This window comes from Rossellomorea sp. NPDC077527 (assembly GCF_044542955.1).
Taxonomy (GTDB): Bacteria; Bacillota; Bacilli; order Bacillales; family Bacillaceae_B; genus Rossellomorea; species Rossellomorea aquimaris_E.
The window spans coordinates 692,883-711,282 of sequence record NZ_JBITVL010000001.1 but is presented as its reverse complement, the minus strand read 5'-3'; the positions used below and the strand labels follow the sequence as shown (position 1 = coordinate 711,282).

Here is an 18,400-nt window from a genome sequence, read left to right as displayed (position 1 = left end):
CTCCTTCTCTCAATATCCTAATAACTTACTCCTTATTCCCAAACATATATACATTCGTTGTAGCCGACACGTTATTGATGATGCTCAAGGCGAAGATCGTTCCGAGCACAGAGCTCCCTCCGTAACTGAGCATTGGGAGAGGAATTCCGGTGATTGGGACCAGGCCTATGACCATCCCCACATTCTCGAAAATATGAAAGGTTAACATCGAGATGACACCTGCCCCGACAAGGATTTCATACTGGCCTTTATTCCTAAGCACGATGGTAATGATTTTATAGATCAAAATGAAATACAGGCACAGAACGATGGACGATCCGACAAACCCAAATTCTTCTCCGATCACCGTGAAGATAAAATCGGAATGGGCTTCGGGAACGGCCACCTGCCCGTCGGTGAACCCTTTCCCCATCATCTTGCCTGATCCTGAAGCAAGGATGGATAATCTCAATTGATAGCCAATACCCTGGCCGTTCCCGAATGGGTCCAGCCACGAGTAAATTCGATCAAGCTGATATTGACCCATAAACGATAACAATACCTCTGGGCGATATATGAAGACCCAGACCAGTGAAGCAATGCTTGATACCCCTATGAGGGATAAGAAGAAAAGGATGTATTTATTGATTCCTGATATGAAAATCAACCCGATCATGATGCACATGATGACCATCCCTGTTCCCGCATCTGGCTGCTCCAATATGAATGCCAATGGAATGAAAGTGAAGGACACGACTTTAAACAGTAAAAATCCATCCGAAGACAGCGTCCTCTCCTCGTAGTTTTCATTATGGCGGGAAATGACGTGAGCTAAAAAGAGAATAAGAAATACTTTCATAAATTCTGAAGGCTGTAAAGATCCGAATCCGGGGATGGAGAACCAAGCTTTCGTTCCTTTAATGATCGGTGCGATGCTTGAAGGGGCCACCATCAAGAAGGCCAATAATAGGACACCAAATCCATATAAATAAGGGGACAGCCTTCTGAGTTGTTCAAAATCGAAGTAGTAGACGATAGAGGTCAAAATCGCACCGCCAATGAACCAGATACATTGCTTCATGGCGAAATTCTCTTCATAAGGTAAATATTTTTGCGCGCTGTAAATCGACACACAGCTGATGATCATAAACACAAACACAAGAAACATTAAATCTAAATCGAGCTTTTTCCATTTACTTCTTTCCATAACCCCACCTAACCTGACCTTCCAAGATTACGCTTCTCCCATTCCCAATCCCAGTACCAATACACACAAAATGGAAACGATTAATAATACGGCAAACGTTAACCCCACGAGAGCAAACCCGTTCTTTTCATTTCGTTTTCTCAAAGCGATGATGCTCAGGACAAGGGAAAGGGGAGCCCCGAGGAAAAGTGTATAAAAAATCGTATAGACGACTGATCGATCGTTGATATGTGAAACGTTAAACAATAGAACGAATAATACGAGCGGGATTCCTGCTGACACATAACTGAGCCATGAGTATTTTTTCACAGTGATAACCGCCTTTCTATACCATTCTCTTCTTAATAGACGATTGTAAGGCTAGAGAAGTTTCATAATCATCCACTCTTTTCCAATAAAAACAAATAACCCTCTACAAAAAAGAAGCTCATCCTGGTGGACAAGCTCCGTTCGTTTGATAGATCTATTCATCGTTCATGCCCTTACCGTCCAAAATATGCTGCACATATTTCTCAACTCTCGACTCCCTAGTCTTCGATTGTTTCGCCTTGGATATAAAAAGGATATATGCCCTCTGACGTCCCGGCGTCAGGTTTTCAAAAGCTGTCTTTAACTCCGGCATATCATCAAATTTCTGTTGAAGTTCATCTGGAACAGAGTACTCTTCTGTCTTTTTCAATTCCACTTGGAGACCGGCTTTTTCGATTTCGATGGCTTCCTGGATATACGCTGTCAGGATCGATTTCATTTCGATGATTTCTTTCGCACTGGTGAACCGGATCTGACGGGCAGACTGCACATTTTCGGTTTGTTGAATGAGAATCCCTTGCGGATCTTTCATCAGTGCCCCTTTGTGAAACAGCAGCGCACAGTATTCTTTAAATCCATGCATCAGCACGATGTTTTTCCGTTCTAGTGTGTAACAGGGATGCATCCACTTGATTTCTTCCTCCAGTTCTTCAAAGGAAAGCAGGATACTCCTCAGCCTCTCATATTCTTCGTTCCACTTCTTGGCTTTCTTAATAAAACCATCTACTTTACGATTCGGTTTTATCATCATGTACACCTCCTATCAACGAGCGATCTATTTTCGCCAAAAGCTCGTGAGTTCTGCTTTTTCCTGAATGTTATATGTAATGATATCTTCTAGCAATGCGTAGTTCACCGGATCTTTCCACGGCATGCGGAACAATCCTTTCGTGGCACTGTACCCGGCTACTTTAATGCGATCGGCAAAATGCACCATCGTGACTTCTTCAGGCGCGACACTCACATGTTGCTTCGCAGTCGAGACCCCAATGATAAAGGTGCCGTGATCTGTAAACATCGGCGTATTCCACTTGATCGCGGGTTCCAATTGTGGGAAAGTCGATGCCACCCATGTCAGGATTTCCTCCATTCTGTTGCGGTGATCTGGGTGATCGATTCCGTTTAAATAACTTGAGAAGACGTCCATGTTGTTTCCTCCTTCATTATGCTTTTCTTCGTAATACGGTTATAAAACCGTCCAATATGTCATGGGAAATGGTAAATCCTTTTCGCTGGTAAAAAGCCAATGCCTCCTCATTCCCATTCGAGGTGAAGACAAAATAATCCTCGACATCCTCAAACGTGTTCAACCACTCCATAGACATAGTGTATAATTTCGATCCGATGCCGAATTGCCGATAGCCTTCTTTTATGTAAAATTGCGAAAGACAACCTACGTTCTCTTTCTGGACAGATGACAGGTCGAAGAACGTGGCAAAATCATTCGAATAGGCTTCCTTCGGTGAGATATTGGTATACACATAGGCAATAATTTCGTTATTTCTTTCCGGATCTTTCACGACCACAAGATAATTATGTATGGCACTTTTAATCGACGGCAGCATCCTCGTATCGAAGTTCATGCTGTCAAATCGTTCAGGTGCAATGGATGCCTTCGATTTCTGAAAAGCCATCAGCTCATTGCAAAGATCCCGGCAAAGTTCTGCCTGTGCTTCCGGGATCACTTCGTATTGTAATTCCACTGTTTAATCGCTCCTTTTCACGACTCTATTATCTCACTATATAAGAATTCTTTGTAAGCAATGGAATTCCTTTATTCGATGGACGATTTCAATAGGACTATCATCATTTTAACCGTTCCACTACCGTATCAATCACTCTTTGATTCGTTTCCTCTGCCGGCGGCATCCAAAGTTGAGTGATCGGTCCGTAGACCACGGGATTTAGTTCGACTTCGTATCCCCCAAATGGATAGGCCTCCTTTGTAGGTAAATATCCCAGATAGCCATTGGTATAGCCTCCAAAGAAGGCTATAGGGTTATCCAGTTTCTCCTGGATGATCAGGGCTGATTCTGAAAAGGGCTCCATAGGGATACCGGAAAAGGATCCTTCGTTTATCTGGAATGATTGAATTTCTAACTCGATCGTGATTTGTCTGTCGTGCTGTTCATATTTTTCCAGCACCCGTTCAAGCCATCTGCTTGTGTTAACACCCCATTGCTCCTGAGCGTTGGAAGCCATTTTATAAATTCCGTCTGGTTTTGGTATCTCGATTAAACGCATCGGCAGCAAGGTTGAAGTCGTTTTCAACCTGGAAATTCCCTTATATGTGAGGGATGGGATCATGGTTAATACACTTCCGCTTAATGCATATGCCATTTGCTTTAATGCTGCTTGTGATCCCCGGTATGTTGCATTGATATTCCCTGCCGCTCCCTGGACGATGATGACGGGGCAAGCAAGGATTCCTTCAAGAATCCCCCTTGTCACTCCCGGGTAATCCCCTGATAGACAATCACTATCCGATTTTAGAACATTGGGGTGTGCTGTACAGAAAACGATGGCCCCTAATAGCGTATGGTCATTCTGATGCCGGATGGCCAGAATCCCGATTCGCTTGTCCACTGGCCCCTGTTCATTCGTCCCCATCATCACTTTTCCTTCTGATGTTTCTTCTCTTCGGTTCACTCCGATTTCTCCGAGCGTGACGTTCCATCCGACTTCTGCCAGGCGTCTATTTTCATGAGCCTTGACGGCAGACATCACGGTATTTTCCATGAGAAGCCGTTTATATGACTGTACGATTTCATCTGAGCTCGCAGTGGCTGGACCCGAATGGGTATGAGTAAAGACGACGGTTATGTTTTCAAAGGGGATATCCAGTTCAGCGGCAATCCGCTCGCGAATCTTTGTAGTATCTTCTATCAGCATACCGATGTTATCGATACTGATAAAGACCGTTTTGTCCGTATCGGTTTCAAACACAAAGGCGGTGGAATAGATGCGTTCTTCGATCGACTTTATGCCACCTGGTCTGTGATATCCGATAAAGTCGATTCCTAAAGGGGGCGTTATGTCTGTCTTGTAAACTCCTGCTTTGCTCAAATGGTCCATCTCCTGTAAACAAGTATTCTAATAATAACATCCTAAATTACTATCAATTATTTCAAAATATTTTATCTTCCTCAAACATTTTCCACATATCAAATAATATTTCCCATTTCAACATAAAAAAAGATAAGGGTACCTTTCCCTTATCCATATCTATTGTATACTAGCAGCATGGTGTTTCAGTGATTTCATCAGCACTACAACAGCTCTCATCTTCCACTTCTTTTATTTCAATCTGGCAACAATCTTGAGAATTGTTTTTCTTGTTCCCTACTAATATCTTTATGAAATTCATCTCATCCAACCCCTTTTAATTAATCAAATTATTTTGATTTATACCGTAAGTATATGTTCCATTTTCTAGAAATGCAACTATTAAATCAAAAAAAATTGATTTTATGAACACCGGCTTCCTCCACCGCATAGTATACATCAAAATTATTTGATTTAATGCTTGACACATAAAAATAATGGATATAAGATGACTACATCAAGAAAAATTGATTGAGAAACGAGGATCCAGTGATGACAAACGATATTCCATTACAAGACGTATCGGGCACAAAGATATTTGAAACCTACGAACAGAAATTCAAAGCCATTGCCGATCAAAAAAGGCTTCAGATCATGAACATTTTGACTATGAAAGGCGAAATGTGCGTATGCGACCTGGCTCCATTAATGGAAATGAAGCAGTCCAAATTATCCTACCACTTAAAGATCCTTCTAGACGCAAACATTGTAAAAAAAGAAACAAAAGGAACTTGGAGTTATTACAGCTTGAATCAGGATGAGATCAACCACCTGCTTTCAGCCGAATTATGCTGCCTGTTCAGGCCTTCCTGTTAAAATTTTCGATTATAAATCAATTTTTTTTGATTAATTAATCAAATTATATTGATTAAAAGGAGAGAAACATATGCTGAATTTTCACAAAGAAGAAATGACCTTAAAATTAAAAAGAACGGAGATGCAGGAATTCGTCGCCCTATACCAAACGAAACCACCAGCTCCGATCATCAACCAAAAAGAACCAATATGCTGCAGCCCTTGCTGCCCGGCCGTTTAATTCTGAAAGGGGACGATCAATGTGTGGGGAGAAACATTTAGAAGTTTTCTAGAAATTGCACTGGAATTAACGGTTTTGTTTGTGGTCATTTCATTTGCCATCAGTTTATTACAAGGATTCATCCCTTATGAAAAAATTGAGAAGATGATTTCAGGGAAGAACAAAGCATGGGGTGTTTCTGCTGCCATTGTGTTTGCGTTTATCACGCCCTTTTGTTCCTGTTCGACGATTCCTGTTGTCGTGAACATGCTGAAAAAGAAAATGCCATTCGGGATTGTCATGATTTTCTTATTCGCTTCTCCTGTCTTGGATCCGACGATCCTCACGATCATGGGAGTGGTTCTTGGGTGGAAAGTGGCGCTCATTTATACCGTGGTGACAACCATCTTCTCCATAAGCATCGGTTTCCTATTGGAAGCATTCGGTTTTGAGAAATACGTCAAGAACGTCATGATGACTGGATTCAAAGAGGAAGTGAAGAGTTTCTCTTTAAAAGGAGCCTGGATGGAAACTGCTGATCTAATGAGAAGTGTCTATCCTTATCTCATCATCGGTGCTGCAATTGGTGCTGTCATCCATGGACTCGTACCAACGGAGTGGATTTCTGGATTCTTCGGAAGGGAGCATTGGTGGCTCATCCCGATTGCCGCCATCATCGGGGTTCCTTTGTATATCCGACTTTCGAGCATGATACCCATTTCACAGATATTGATTATGAAAGGAATGGCACTTGGTCCTGTCATGGCGATGATGATCAGTTCAGCCGGGGCCAGTCTTCCTGAAGTGATCCTCCTTAAATCCATCTTTAGAAAACAACTGGTCATTACCTTTGTACTATCGGTTATCACCATGTCTACCGTGTCCGGTTTTATCTTCTATTGGGTTTAATGGGTTTAAAAAAGGCAGCTGCATAAAAGCAGCTGCCTTTCCATTCATTAGCAACACTGATTGGCCCCGATCAGGACTAAGCCTTCTCCTTGAGGAGTGGTTTCGACATCAATCGTTAACGCTTCGGTTCCCTGCATGGATGAATCGATGGCAACTCGGATCCCGTTAATGCTTTCGATATGATCAGTTGGTTCTGGATCGTCCATTGATACTGAAATTTGGGGACCGCAGCACCCTGCTACAGAAGATAAACGGATCCCTTCTGCTCCTTGTTCTCTTAACACTTCAGATAACACTTGTTTTGCTTGATCCGTAATGTTCATATACGTTCCCTCCTATTTTTGCGGGTAAAGCTTTCGTAAAGATTCCATCATTTCAGGTTTGACATTGATCTTTGGTCGTGCCTGTTTAGCTATGGTTTCCGCTTCCTCCAACGTCTTTGCTTGATCAAGTTCGAGGAGCGTACCGACAGCGACTGTACCCGTACGGTTGCTGCCTCCCTGACAGTGGAAGTAGATGTTCTTGCCTTCGTTATACGCAGCTACTACCTGGTCAATGGATGCTTTAATCGATTGATCTTGATCTCCTTCGTTGTCCACGATTGGGCTATGGATCCGTGTATATGCTGCATCAGGATTTGAAGCTTCTGCACGCAAATCGAAGACAAGATCAATCTGTTCCTTTTTCGTTGCTTCTTCTGCATCATCCGCTCCACCCATAAAGATGCGGTCCTTGATTAATTCATGATAGTTTTTCGTCATGTTGGTACCTCCACTAGTTTATGATAAAATCCTTCAACTTGTTATATCCTATCTTTTCTTCTTCCATCCATGGGATCGTAGCTGTTCTTTCTGCAAACTGTTCTTGTACTTTCACGATCCACTCTTTCTCAGCATGGGCTTTCCCCTTTAATATAGGATCATTCGATTGTGCGTATAACAGGCTCTGGTTAATGACCCACCATGTAGGAGTAATGCTTGCGCGCTTAAGATCATCCTGCAGGCGAGAGGCTTCCAGTACTGGCGTGGCTTCTGGCAGTGTCACAATAACGACAGCCGTTTCCTTTTCATTTCGTAAGGTTGGCAACAGCTCTTTCACGCTTGATGGGACATCGCCTGTCGATTTCTCAATTTCCTTACTGTATGATTCTGCCGCATCCAATAACAGGAGCGTGTGTCCAGTCGGGGCTGTGTCGATGACCACAATCTCATTCTCTGAACGTGACACCACTTCACTAAATGCACGGAAGACGGCAATTTCTTCGGTACAAGGAGAATTCAAATCTTCTTCCAGATAAGCAAGCCCATCCTCATCCAAACCCTCTTTCGCCTTATTTAAAACCTCACTCTTATACGTTTCCACTTCTGCTTTGGGATCAATGCTGCTGATCGTCAATCGTTCATTTACTTGCTCCTGTTGAAATTGATAGTGGATATGAGCAGCGGGATCCGTCGTCGTTAAGTGGACGCGATGCCCCTTTTCAACGAGACCTACAGCAATCGCAGAAGCTACGGTCGTTTTCCCGACTCCTCCCTTCCCCATTGTGAAAATCAAAGAAGTTTCATTACGGGAAAAGTCCTCAATCAGATCGTTCAGCTTTTCTGTTTCAATCGGAACATCTTGATCTTGAACGACACTTGCAGGCATGGTGTTTGACTGGAATAAATAGCGCAGACTTTCAATCCCTGTCAATGAATACGAAACAAACGGCAGTGAATAACTCGTCAGTTGCTTCAAGGTTTGAGGCATCTCTTTCAATGCTTGTTGCTGCTTGTGATAGAATGCAAGTGAGATCGAATCATCATCCACTTTACTGGTTAAAAGCCCGTTTACGAGAAGAATCTGATTGTCTAACCCGATTTCCCTTAATTCCACGGATGCCCTGCTCGCTTCCAAAAGAGAGGGTCCATCCGCTCTTGCAACAAGCAATAAAGTCGTTTGGTTCTCATCGGATAATACCGCCACTGTTTTGGCATAAAGGGCTTTTTTCTCAGCTAATCCGGCAAGTGGACCTAAGCAGGATGCTCCGTGAGTACTTTCTTCCAGAAACCCATTCCAAGCCGTCGGAAGCTGCAATAATCGGAGCGTATGCCCGGTCGGAGCTGTATCAAACAGAATGTGATCGTATTCTTCTATGATCTCCGGATTGGAAAGATGGCCAGAGAACTCATCAAACGCAGCAATCTCTACTGTGCAGGCTCCAGACAATTGTTCCTCCATGGTCGAAACAACAGACTCCGGGAAGACTCCCCTGTAAGGACCGACCACTTTTTCCCGGTACGCACGTGCAGATTCTTCAGGGTCAATGTTGCTAATAAATAAACGGTCGATTCCTGGAACAGGAGTGGGCGTGTTGGAACATTCTATTTGAAACACATCCTGAAGATTTGACGCTGGATCGGTGCTAATAAGCAAGACCTTTTTACCTAGATCGGCAAGGGCGATGGCCGTTGCACTCGCTGTGGACGTCTTTCCGACGCCGCCCTTTCCTGTGATAAAAAGAAAGGGAGTATGCACCACTTGCTGAGGGACATAAGTTCGAAACATATGGCTCATCCTTTCTTATTTCCCTGATTTTAAATCAAGGGAAAGTCGGACTTTCGGCTTCTTCGTTAACTCTTCCGGTGAGAGGTTGAACCATTCTGCTAATTCTTCGTTGGTAGGATAAATCCCTGTCTTCACGACTTCTCCATCCACAAATACAAGTGGTAAAGAATCCGGACCCTTCTCCTTTAGGATTTTGCTGATAACTGGATTCTCCGCAAACTTTTCAGGTTCGTTGGTCAACTGATAACGGGATACATCATATCCTTTTTGCTCAAGGGAATACACAGCAGATGCAATCCTTGTCAATTCGGGATCGACACTTGGTCCGCATACCCCTGTTGAACAACACATCGCTGGATCGAAAATCTCCATTTTACTCATCGTATCACTCCTCTTTTTATAAAAACTCCAGAAAAAGAAAGCCAAGAGAACAGGTCTCTTGGCTATATGTTTTTTATTCACCGGTCTCGGCAAAACGGTGGATTCTCTCGCCCACCTCATCACGAACGCGTTGGAAGAAGGCCCATTTCTCTTCTTCTGTTCCTTCCGCCTTCGCAGGGTCATCGAATCCCCAATGTACGCGTTTCACATGAGGAGGTGTCACCGGACATTTATCTGCTGCATCTCCGCAAAGTGTGACGACTAAATCAGCATTATTCAAAATGTCAGGATCGATGATATCGGACGTTTGATTCGTGATGTCGATATCGACTTCTTTCATTGCTTTTACCGCATTGGGATTTAATCCGTGTGCCTCGATTCCTGCACTGTATACGTTCCACTCGTCACCTAAATGTTGTTTCGCCCAGCCTTCTGCCATTTGGCTACGGCATGAATTACCTGTACATAGGAAGTAGATGGTTTTCTTTGACATGTTGAATCTCTCCTTTAATCGTTGTTAGATGATTAATAACCATATATATAGCCCGACCAGTGTGATAAAAAGCGTTGGAATGGTCAGGGTGATCCCTGTTTTAAAATACGTCCCCCAGGAGATTTTCACTCCTTTTAATGAAAGAACGTGTAGCCATAATAATGTGGCCAATGATCCAATCGGGGTGATCTTCGGTCCTAGATCGGAACCGATCACGTTGGCATAGATCAACGCTTCGCGCGTGACACCTGTCGTATCCGTACCGGCAATCGCCAAGGCATCGATCATCACCGTCGGCATATTGTTCATAATGGACGAAAGAATCGCCGCGATGAATCCCATTCCGACCGTTGCTGCGAATAATCCTTGATCCGCTGTCATCTGGATGACATCCGCCAGTACATTCGTCAGCCCTACGTTACGAAGGCCATACACGACCACGTACATGCCGATGGAGAAGAACACGATGGCCCATGGAGCCCCTTTGATAACGGTTTTCGTATTAACGGCTGGACTTCTTCTGGCCATGAACAAGAAGAAGATAGCAATGATCCCTGCAATGATCGATACCGGAATGCCAATGAATTCACTGGCAAAGTAGCCGACAAGCAGGACTCCGAGCACCAACCAGGAAAGGCGGAACATCTTGATATCCTGTATGGCATCCACCGGTTTCTTCAACTGGGAGACATCATAATTCTTCGGGATGCTCTTCCGGAAGAAGAGATAAAGAACCAAAATGCTGGCGATTAATGAAAACAGATTAGGAACGATCATCCGGGAAGCAAACTCCACAAAGCCGATTCCGAAGAAGTCAGCGGATACAATGTTCACCAGGTTACTGACCACTAAAGGAAGGGAAGTTGTATCGGCGATGAATCCGCTAGCGATGATGAATGGGAACACAAGCTTCTCACTGAAATTCAGGTTCCGGACCATCGCCAGGACGATCGGGGTCAGGATAAGTGCCGCCCCGTCGTTAGCGAAAAGAGCCGCCACCACTGCTCCTAAGAGTGACACGTACACGAACATCCTCACACCGTTTCCTTTTGCCGCTCTTGCCATATGCAAGGCAGCCCATTCAAAAAATCCGATCTCATCCAGGATGAGAGAAATAATAATAACGGCAATGAATGCTAATGTCGCATTCCAGACGATGCCCGTTACATCCACCACATCGCTGAAATCGACAACCCCTACGATCAGGGCAAGTACCGCCCCGCCGATGGCTGACCATCCGATGGAAAGTCCCTTTGGCTGCCAAATGACGAACACAAGGGTGATGAGAAAAATCACAGATGCTAAAATAGTCATAATTCCGTTTTTACCTCCTATTAATCACATGAAATGCGTAAGCCCTGCTCCTCCAATTCCTTCAACTTGAAGTCCTGATTCGGCAGGTGGTCCAGGAGGCTTTGGATCATTGGATAGTATTCACTCTCACGATTAAGGGAGTAAATGATCCATTGACCACGACGCTTCTCCCTCACGATCCCCACATCCTTTAATTTACGGACGTGTTGACTGATGGCAGGCTGACTTGCTTTGAAGATTTCCACAAATTCACACACACAACAGTCATTCGTATCTAATATTTTGATCATCGTTAAGCGGGTCTTATCCCCCAGTAGCTTTAAAATCGTTGCAGTTTTGTCTATATCAGCCATCCTCTCACCTCCATATATTAATGTATGCTTATATAATAGTTCACTTATATATAGATGACAAGACATTTTTGTATTATTCTAAGAAAAAGGGGGCTTACATGCAAATGGGATATGTAGATAAGATGAAAAAGGATGACTGGCATCAAGTAGCCGACATCTATCAAGAAGGAATCGCGACGGGAAATGCAACTTTTCAAAAGGACGTCCCTTCCTGGGAAGAGTGGGATGGCAGCCATATAAAAGTAAGTCGCATCGTTGCCCGTGAAAATAATTCCCTATTAGGCTGGGCTGCCCTGAGTCCTGTCTCTAGCAGATGTGTATACAGTGGGGTAGCTGAGGTGAGTGTGTACGTTTCAAATCAGTATAACGGTAAGGGAATCGGCAGTCTTCTTCTCGATGCATTAATTGAGATTAGTGAGCAAAACGGGTACTGGACCCTTCAATCGGGGATATTCCCTGAGAATGTTGCAAGCATCAAACTGCATGAGAAACACGGCTTTCGCATCGTCGGCCGCAGGGAAAAAATCGGGAAGATGGATGGGGTGTGGAGGGATACGGTTTTGATGGAGAGGAGGAGTAAAAGAGTTGGAATCGAATGAGAAAACGGGGCCTGAGCCCCGGTATCCTTTCGGAAGAATACACAAAAAAATTAAGAGGTCTACCGCTGGAACAATCAAGATCCAATCAAATCCGTATCTGGAGGGGTGTACCCCAGCTGCCTGCCTATTTTCACGATCTGCCCTTTATGATGAAATTCGTGCGTCACTGTATGTGTAAACAGCCACAAAGCGGATATCTCTGTACTGTCACCTTCCCCAAAGGATACTTGAATGGTCTTGTCCCAATTCCCTTGAAACTTATTTAGGAATTCATGTACAACATCATCTGTTTTTTGGAAAATTTCACGCATCTCCTTTACGTTGATGGCAGTTTCCGCCGTAATCTTTGGAAGTGTTTGACCAAGTCCTCTACTCCCAAGCCATACTCGGTAGCAATCCGCCACATGGACATGGAGGCTGCGAATGGAATCCCCGCCAAACGATTCCAGTTCTCTTACATAATCGGATTGTGACATTGATTCACAGTATCGGAATAACACCTCTCTAGTACTTCTGATCCACGCGTATTGATTTACGAAAACATCCATTTTCTTAATCTCCTAACATGGTTTTTTGCTGACTTCCCTATTCTTTTCAACTCAGTCCCCCACCTTCAAATAACGGGGAGCTTCCTGCTTAACAAAATGTTTTTCAATAAACGATAGAACTTCATCATTCCCCGGAAGCGACACAGTATCGACGGCTTCTTGAAATGACAACCATCTATACTCACTATGTTCTTCATTTAGTGTCACATCCTGATCAGATGCTACGAACCCAACGAACACTGGTGCTATGTATATGTAATTCCCTTCAATGGAATAGATCTTATCGAAGGTATTGGCAGAGTATAAAGAAATATCCGAGATTCCTGTCTCTTCCTTCACCTCTCTATACGCGGCTTCTGTGGCTGTTTCCCCTTCTTCTATAGCACCACCGATATAGCACCACACATCTTTCAAAACCGCCTTCGCTCTCTTCACTAGTAATACTCTGTATTGATTTTCAACTTCTTTTAATAAAACGACGGCTGTACCGGTACATCTGATTGGAACTTCCATCATTGATTCCCTCCATTTAAGACCATAACCGCTGAACCCCCACACATTCCAGACCATTGAATTCCATCCTGTAAATATCAGGCTTCGACGTACTATATAGAAAATCCAAATCAAATCGTGTGTCGTAAAAGCCCATCATCAACGTCATAACGGCTCCGTGTGTACCAATCACGACGTTCTTTCCTTCGTATGTATCCAAGAGCGTATTCAATACAGCGACTGCTCTATTTTGACATTCAGCATTGGATTCTGCGCCTTTTAGTGCGTAATTCGGATCCTGGAACGATTTCTCAAGAAGCGGACCAAGCTCCTGATCGGATATCCGGGTATTTCCTGCTGAAAACACCCGTTCCTTCAGGTCTTCCTCGATAACCACCGGTTTCCCGATATGACGACTTACGCCTTCAACCGTTTGAACGGAACGCAGGTATGGACTTGACACCACCGCGTCGATCTCTATTGTTTTCAATAAGTCGGTTATTCTCCGGGCGTCTGCCATTCCTTTTTCCGTTAGAGCACGCGTTCGTTCATCGCCTGCTTTCGGTGAATCACCGTGTCTTACCATGTACATGTGTGTGCTCATTATGTGGTTCCCTCCAAATTCCAAAGCACCCTTCTTTTCAGTTCCTAGTATTAATTGTAGTCAAATCGTTTTGTTTTTCATGTTGATTCCTTTCTTTTTGACAAATCGTAATGATACGACATGTGTGTTATTGAAAGTATCTACACACATGATAATCGTACCGGTTTCCTCCACTTTCATGCCGGATAGAGACTAATCATGCCGATTCCAGATTAATCGTGCGCAAATAAAGAAATTCATGCCGGATCACACATTAGCATTCCGGTTTGTCGAATAAGAACCTCTCATTCTCCTAAACGTTCCCCTGTCAAAATCTCAAACAAACGGGCAGACTCTTTCTTAGGAAGCTGCGCATATTCATGATCTCCCTGCATGACTTCAAGCTCATCTTTCTTCGGGCTGACCCACACGCTGTGAAGCACTGCCTTCGCATCGATTTCAGGGTTTTTATATTCATAGATAAATCGATAATCCGCGGGACGGATGAAGTCCACTTGTGCTTCTTTCCAATGGGTATTCGAAAGAATCTCTCTTACCTCTTCGACTTGATTTGTGTCTGTGACCTTTTTAAACTCTTCATACATATTTTCATCGCCCACCTGCTTCTCGACGACAATATTCTGCTGTTCACTGTCCACTTGTTTTGAACATGCCGTTACGATAAAGACAGCGAGAATGCATAATACAGCTACGAATCGACGCCTCAACATATGGCGCTCCCCAAATTTTTAATTTCACCATTTTTATTCACACTATCTATCCCCCGCTCACATTTGTCTTCGGTTTCCCATGCCACAATGTATTTATTCCATTCCTTTGTGACGGAGACAATTTCAACAGTGCCTCCATGGTGCTCTATTATGATGTTACTCGCCTGTTCTTCTGTCAGGTGATTTTCACTGCTTTGACAGCCGGTCAATAAAAGGGAAGCGAATATGAAGCTACTTTTATTCATTCCCCTTTCTCCCCGGACAAAATGGCGTCGCATAATTCCACCTGGACATAGGAAGGCTTATAAGGCTGGTTTTCCTTTTGGTAGATTTCGAGATTCCAGCTTTGAGTGGAACGGGTATAGCCATGGTCGCTGATCCATTGATGCAGCCTCTCGTAGCTGTTTCTGATCTGATCATTCGGCCCCTGATGAAGGATGGTGGCATATCGGTGCGGAGGAATCGTCAAGTTCGTCATACCTGCAGGGATGTCACCGAATTCACTTACCTGAAGTCCAATCCAGTACCCGTCTTCTTCAGGTGAAGATTCTTCGACGACAAATACGCCAATCTGCTGAAGGGGATCTAGTAAGTTCTGGATTTCTTCTGCTCTTTCTTTTAACCTCAAAGCAGCTTTCGGAATTTCTGTCACATATTCTTCTCCAGAACAGAGAATCCTGAATCCGACGAGTTTCACTTCTCCTACGTCTTTCACGACATTACTCATGGTTTTCGCCTCCTATACCCAATCTTTAAGATGATCCTGAATAAATCCGATATCCTTCTGATAATGCTCTACATGCCCCTCTTTCACCATCTTTTGAAAAGCAGCGTCGCCTTCTCCCGCTTTACGATGGATGGTCGTACATATCGCCTTCAGTCGGAGCAGAACCATCTGGATATCATCCATTCCAACATCAATACCGTACGATTCAAAGAACAGCTTCACTCTCTGCTTGACTCGTTCGGCATCCCTTGCCGGGTCGTAATAAACGGCCTCCCCCGATTCAGAATAATGCACCCGGCTCAGGGGAACGCAGGTATAGAGGGTATAGGCGATGTCCCACCGCCTTGGACCTGGACCCGCTACGTCAAAGTCGATGATCCCGACCGGACGTTTTTCGTTAAAAATGATGTTGTATATAGCAAAGTCATTATGACAGAGTACCTCAAACGGCTGCGGTGTGAGATCAATCGGCTCCCAGTCTTCGCTCACTGGAAAATCACTCACGGCATCATGATACAGGCGGAGCATCTTCGCGATCCCAGAAAGCGATTCATCTGACCACATGTATTCCTTTAACGGATAATTCCCTGCTTCTCCTTCGATAAAGGAAAGAATCTCCCTGTTTTTATCATCGATTCCGAGAAACGCTGGTGCATGGGGAAATCCTTTCACTTCTAAATGCTTTAAGAGCATGTGGATTTTGGCGCTTTCGGGTTTTATCTCCCGACGGACCGTATCTCCAGAACGATAGACGGTTGAGACGTTCCCTCCGGTTAATTTTTCTTCGTGTGACATGTGGACTTCCACCTTTCATCTAAACAACTACCTGTTTTCATTTCCAATGACATTATTTCGTTACGAGCAAAAATAAACCTTAATAATTCCAATTATTTCAAACACCCAACCATTTAACAATCCCCGACTCAAAAAAATGACCCCTCTCATTTTCCTAGGGTCACATTTCATTGGCAAGATCAGCCACAATCATTATTTTTCCTATTAAAAAATTAAGTTCTAGAATCAGTCATTGTAGCCACTTGAGTTACAAATGAAGGTGATTTTTTTCAAAACCATTTCATCCATTCAGGCTTTTCTTCTTGATGAACGGACTTATTGCCGTACCAATTGAAAGGCCAAGAAACGCAGAAATAGAATAAAATCCAATTGCCATTCCATCCCAGCCGCCGACAATGAATATACTATAGAGGATCAGTCCGAGACTCATTACTCCTAACAGAGCGGCTAAACTAAATACGATGCGATTCCTAGTATACCTGGCCATTACTACAATCAGACATATTGACATAATAAAAAGCAATATGATGGGCAGCCAACCACCTAAATAGAGCACTTTGCCACCTCCAGTAACAATCGTGATTTCAATTTAATCAAGAACTACTGGTGGTTAAACCACCAAAGTAAAAAGATGATTACTGCAACGATAAAAACAAGTAGAGCACCTATATATTTTCTTTCCGTTTTTTTATGTCTGGAGTTAGCGGCGAATATCCCGCCAGCCAATGCGATAAAAATAGCGGTCCACATCCAGAAACTCATCTAACTCGCTTTCATGAATGAGAGAATCTTCTCTTTCATGCCGCCATTACTTGTATAGATTATATACGTCTCTGAGCGTGTCTTGATTACCACTCTGTCAGTGTGCCCATATGGAAATCCAATCCTCATGGCCGTCTTTTCCTCACCACTATATGTATCATCTTTTGTCACGTCTTTGATTTCAGAAAAAGGGATATCGATTTGACTGAACTGCCATTTGATCCGTAAGTTCTCGCCAATCCTTGATACTTTCACTTCCATCTTCATCACTCCCGTCTGTATATCCATATGTACGTTTGTTGGGATGGAAAGTTTCAATTATTTCCAATTATGTTTATCTATAGTGTTCTGAAGATTTTTTGACAAACGGCTTATAAACCCTGGTTTAGGGATCATAAATCAACATTCAGGCTCATAAATGTTCGGGAGGGATCATATATTTCAGACCCGGCTCATAAGTTGCGAAAACCGGATCATATCCGCGCTTGAATGAAAGCAGGAACGCTCAAAATTTCCGGTATTGCTCGTCTCCCTGTCAATACGGAACGGTTTTGAAAGAAAACCTTCAAAAACAGACTCTTCTTTCACCGTTTGTCTCTTCTATTTTCGGGTTGCTTCAGCCAATACCTCACCCCTTTTCCTGCCAGCGGTTCGTCATTGTACCTCGGGATGACGTGCAGGTGGCTGTGGAAAATAAACTGATTGGACACCTCACCGACATTCCATCCAAGCGTATAGCCATCTGGAGAATATTCCTTATCCAGGTAAGCCTTTGCTTTCTGCAGCAGATCATATGTATCGTTCCATTCTTCCTCCGTCAACTCGAATGCGTTTGCGTGATGATTCTTCGGGACGATCACGCCGGATCCTTCCAGTACTCCCTGGTGCTTGTTATGCTGCAGGAAATAGCAGGATTCGTTTTCAAATACAATGTTTTGATCCTGGTCCTGTTCTGGATGGCAGAATGGACAGGTCTTCATATAGTTCATGTGTATTCTCCTTTCACCTCAGCGCCTTACCAGAAACAATATGCCAGTGCAGATGCTTCGAGTCCTGATACTCCCCCATATTCGTGATGACTTTACAGGCCCCATGCTCTTTCGTGACATCACGCGCCACCTTTTTGATGACTCCCATCAGCTCAAGCAATAATTCATCATCCTCTTCATCCAACGTAAGGAGTGAAGGAATATGCTCCTTCGGAATCGCCACGATATGGACGGGATAAAACGGCCGGGTATGATGGTAGGCGAGGACATTGTCTGTCTCCATCACTTCTTCTACTTCCGTCCTTCCACTTAACACCTCATCACAATAAAAATCACTCGTCATAAGAGTACCTCCCTTATTTTCCTCTTCCAATTATTTCAAACCTCTGTTTCTATGACAATCCCAACTTCCCTATCTGATGCTCTTTTATCCATGTGTTCATTTTTGCAAAAATACCCCTTACAAACTCTACACACTGAAACCCCTTTCATTACTAGTTAAATGCCCATATACTAGACTCATAAGATGATCATCTACGAAACAAGAATATAAATATGCAAA

The 18,400-nt window shown here is 43.6% G+C and carries 28 protein-coding genes; 4 read left to right on the top strand and 24 right to left on the bottom strand.

Features of this window, described 5'->3' with window-relative positions; translation table 11 throughout:
- Nucleotides 1-25: 25 nt before the first annotated feature.
- The 6 genes from ACIGG7_RS03655 to ACIGG7_RS03630 form a co-directional block, all read right to left on the bottom strand.
- Nucleotides 26-1,186, bottom strand: a complete 1,161-nt coding sequence (locus ACIGG7_RS03655; RefSeq protein WP_397548856.1) for an FtsW/RodA/SpoVE family cell cycle protein — start codon at nt 1,184-1,186, stop codon at nt 26-28.
- A 27-nt stretch (nt 1,187-1,213) separates the two neighbouring features.
- A complete protein-coding gene (locus tag ACIGG7_RS03650) occupies nt 1,214-1,495 on the bottom strand; it encodes a hypothetical protein (RefSeq protein ID WP_397548855.1) in 282 nt (93 codons plus the stop codon).
- A gap of 154 nt (nt 1,496-1,649) precedes the next feature.
- On the bottom strand, nt 1,650-2,246 hold the full coding sequence (locus ACIGG7_RS03645) for a YdeI/OmpD-associated family protein (RefSeq protein ID WP_397548854.1): 597 nt from the start codon (nt 2,244-2,246) through the stop codon (nt 1,650-1,652).
- Between the two features lie 24 nt (nt 2,247-2,270).
- The gene (locus ACIGG7_RS03640; RefSeq protein ID WP_397548853.1) at nt 2,271-2,642 is read right to left on the bottom strand and encodes an iron chaperone; all 372 of its coding nucleotides are present in this window, start codon (nt 2,640-2,642) and stop codon (nt 2,271-2,273) included.
- Nucleotides 2,643-2,658: 16 nt separating this feature from the next.
- Nucleotides 2,659-3,198, bottom strand: coding sequence for a GNAT family N-acetyltransferase (locus ACIGG7_RS03635; protein WP_224942694.1), 540 nt, complete (start codon nt 3,196-3,198; stop codon nt 2,659-2,661).
- A gap of 103 nt (nt 3,199-3,301) precedes the next feature.
- Nucleotides 3,302-4,561, bottom strand: a complete 1,260-nt coding sequence (locus tag ACIGG7_RS03630) for a neutral/alkaline non-lysosomal ceramidase N-terminal domain-containing protein (protein WP_224942692.1) — start codon at nt 4,559-4,561, stop codon at nt 3,302-3,304.
- 531 nt (nt 4,562-5,092) lie between these two features.
- Here ACIGG7_RS03630 and ACIGG7_RS03625 point away from each other — a divergent pair.
- The 3 genes from ACIGG7_RS03625 to ACIGG7_RS03615 all read left to right on the top strand — a co-directional run bounded on the left by ACIGG7_RS03625 (nt 5,093) and on the right by ACIGG7_RS03615 (nt 6,524).
- Nucleotides 5,093-5,416 (top strand): ArsR/SmtB family transcription factor, encoded by a 324-nt coding sequence (locus tag ACIGG7_RS03625; protein WP_224942690.1) that lies wholly within the window; start codon nt 5,093-5,095, stop codon nt 5,414-5,416.
- A gap of 70 nt (nt 5,417-5,486) precedes the next feature.
- Complete coding sequence (locus tag ACIGG7_RS03620; protein ID WP_397548852.1) at nt 5,487-5,636, top strand: hypothetical protein; 150 nt, start codon at nt 5,487-5,489, stop codon at nt 5,634-5,636.
- Between the two features lie 21 nt (nt 5,637-5,657).
- Nucleotides 5,658-6,524 (top strand): permease, encoded by an 867-nt coding sequence (locus ACIGG7_RS03615; protein ID WP_397548851.1) that lies wholly within the window; start codon nt 5,658-5,660, stop codon nt 6,522-6,524.
- A gap of 47 nt (nt 6,525-6,571) precedes the next feature.
- Here ACIGG7_RS03615 and ACIGG7_RS03610 read toward each other — a convergent pair whose 3' ends face one another.
- From ACIGG7_RS03610 to ACIGG7_RS03580, 7 genes are all read right to left on the bottom strand, one after another.
- Entirely contained in the window at nt 6,572-6,847 is a 276-nt protein-coding gene (locus ACIGG7_RS03610; protein WP_224942684.1) for an iron-sulfur cluster assembly accessory protein, read from the bottom strand.
- A 12-nt stretch (nt 6,848-6,859) separates the two neighbouring features.
- Nucleotides 6,860-7,285 (bottom strand): protein-tyrosine phosphatase family protein, encoded by a 426-nt coding sequence (locus ACIGG7_RS03605; RefSeq protein WP_397548850.1) that lies wholly within the window; start codon nt 7,283-7,285, stop codon nt 6,860-6,862.
- Between the two features lie 13 nt (nt 7,286-7,298).
- Nucleotides 7,299-9,071 (bottom strand): arsenical pump-driving ATPase, encoded by a 1,773-nt coding sequence (arsA, locus tag ACIGG7_RS03600; protein ID WP_397548849.1) that lies wholly within the window; start codon nt 9,069-9,071, stop codon nt 7,299-7,301.
- Nucleotides 9,072-9,086: 15 nt separating this feature from the next.
- A complete protein-coding gene (arsD, locus tag ACIGG7_RS03595; RefSeq protein ID WP_224942680.1) occupies nt 9,087-9,452 on the bottom strand; it encodes an arsenite efflux transporter metallochaperone ArsD in 366 nt (121 codons plus the stop codon).
- A 73-nt stretch (nt 9,453-9,525) separates the two neighbouring features.
- Nucleotides 9,526-9,945, bottom strand: coding sequence for an arsenate reductase (thioredoxin) (arsC, locus tag ACIGG7_RS03590; protein ID WP_263628201.1), 420 nt, complete (start codon nt 9,943-9,945; stop codon nt 9,526-9,528).
- A gap of 24 nt (nt 9,946-9,969) precedes the next feature.
- The gene (locus ACIGG7_RS03585; RefSeq protein WP_397548848.1) at nt 9,970-11,259 is read right to left on the bottom strand and encodes an arsenic transporter; all 1,290 of its coding nucleotides are present in this window, start codon (nt 11,257-11,259) and stop codon (nt 9,970-9,972) included.
- Nucleotides 11,260-11,279: 20 nt separating this feature from the next.
- Nucleotides 11,280-11,612, bottom strand: coding sequence for an ArsR/SmtB family transcription factor (locus tag ACIGG7_RS03580; RefSeq protein ID WP_224942665.1), 333 nt, complete (start codon nt 11,610-11,612; stop codon nt 11,280-11,282).
- A 98-nt stretch (nt 11,613-11,710) separates the two neighbouring features.
- Between ACIGG7_RS03580 and ACIGG7_RS03575 the strand changes: the two genes are divergently transcribed.
- Entirely contained in the window at nt 11,711-12,211 is a 501-nt protein-coding gene (locus ACIGG7_RS03575; RefSeq protein ID WP_397548847.1) for a GNAT family N-acetyltransferase, read from the top strand.
- Between the two features lie 74 nt (nt 12,212-12,285).
- Here the strand turns inward: ACIGG7_RS03575 and ACIGG7_RS03570 are convergent, their stop codons facing one another.
- From ACIGG7_RS03570 to ACIGG7_RS03520, 11 genes are all read right to left on the bottom strand, one after another.
- The gene (locus ACIGG7_RS03570; RefSeq protein WP_397548846.1) at nt 12,286-12,759 is read right to left on the bottom strand and encodes a DinB family protein; all 474 of its coding nucleotides are present in this window, start codon (nt 12,757-12,759) and stop codon (nt 12,286-12,288) included.
- A gap of 51 nt (nt 12,760-12,810) precedes the next feature.
- The gene (locus ACIGG7_RS03565; RefSeq protein ID WP_397548845.1) at nt 12,811-13,275 is read right to left on the bottom strand and encodes an NUDIX hydrolase; all 465 of its coding nucleotides are present in this window, start codon (nt 13,273-13,275) and stop codon (nt 12,811-12,813) included.
- Nucleotides 13,276-13,288: 13 nt separating this feature from the next.
- Entirely contained in the window at nt 13,289-13,855 is a 567-nt protein-coding gene (locus ACIGG7_RS03560) for a histidine phosphatase family protein (RefSeq protein ID WP_397548844.1), read from the bottom strand.
- 284 nt (nt 13,856-14,139) lie between these two features.
- On the bottom strand, nt 14,140-14,565 hold the full coding sequence (locus ACIGG7_RS03555; protein ID WP_397548843.1) for a YhfM domain-containing protein: 426 nt from the start codon (nt 14,563-14,565) through the stop codon (nt 14,140-14,142).
- Nucleotides 14,559-14,810, bottom strand: coding sequence for a hypothetical protein (locus ACIGG7_RS03550; protein WP_397548842.1), 252 nt, complete (start codon nt 14,808-14,810; stop codon nt 14,559-14,561). The genes ACIGG7_RS03555 and ACIGG7_RS03550 overlap by 7 nt, the downstream gene beginning before the upstream one ends.
- The gene (locus tag ACIGG7_RS03545; RefSeq protein ID WP_397548841.1) at nt 14,807-15,292 is read right to left on the bottom strand and encodes a GyrI-like domain-containing protein; all 486 of its coding nucleotides are present in this window, start codon (nt 15,290-15,292) and stop codon (nt 14,807-14,809) included. The genes ACIGG7_RS03550 and ACIGG7_RS03545 overlap by 4 nt, the downstream gene beginning before the upstream one ends.
- Before the next feature lie 12 nt (nt 15,293-15,304).
- Nucleotides 15,305-16,087 (bottom strand): phosphotransferase, encoded by a 783-nt coding sequence (locus ACIGG7_RS03540; RefSeq protein ID WP_397548840.1) that lies wholly within the window; start codon nt 16,085-16,087, stop codon nt 15,305-15,307.
- Nucleotides 16,088-16,367: 280 nt separating this feature from the next.
- Entirely contained in the window at nt 16,368-16,643 is a 276-nt protein-coding gene (locus ACIGG7_RS03535) for a YesK family protein (protein ID WP_397548839.1), read from the bottom strand.
- A 206-nt stretch (nt 16,644-16,849) separates the two neighbouring features.
- Nucleotides 16,850-17,110 (bottom strand): SunI/YnzG family protein, encoded by a 261-nt coding sequence (locus ACIGG7_RS03530; protein ID WP_397548838.1) that lies wholly within the window; start codon nt 17,108-17,110, stop codon nt 16,850-16,852.
- A gap of 323 nt (nt 17,111-17,433) precedes the next feature.
- On the bottom strand, nt 17,434-17,838 hold the full coding sequence (locus ACIGG7_RS03525) for an HIT family protein (RefSeq protein WP_397548837.1): 405 nt from the start codon (nt 17,836-17,838) through the stop codon (nt 17,434-17,436).
- Nucleotides 17,839-17,851: 13 nt separating this feature from the next.
- Nucleotides 17,852-18,181, bottom strand: coding sequence for an HIT domain-containing protein (locus ACIGG7_RS03520; protein ID WP_397548836.1), 330 nt, complete (start codon nt 18,179-18,181; stop codon nt 17,852-17,854).
- Nucleotides 18,182-18,400: the final 219 nt, after the last annotated feature.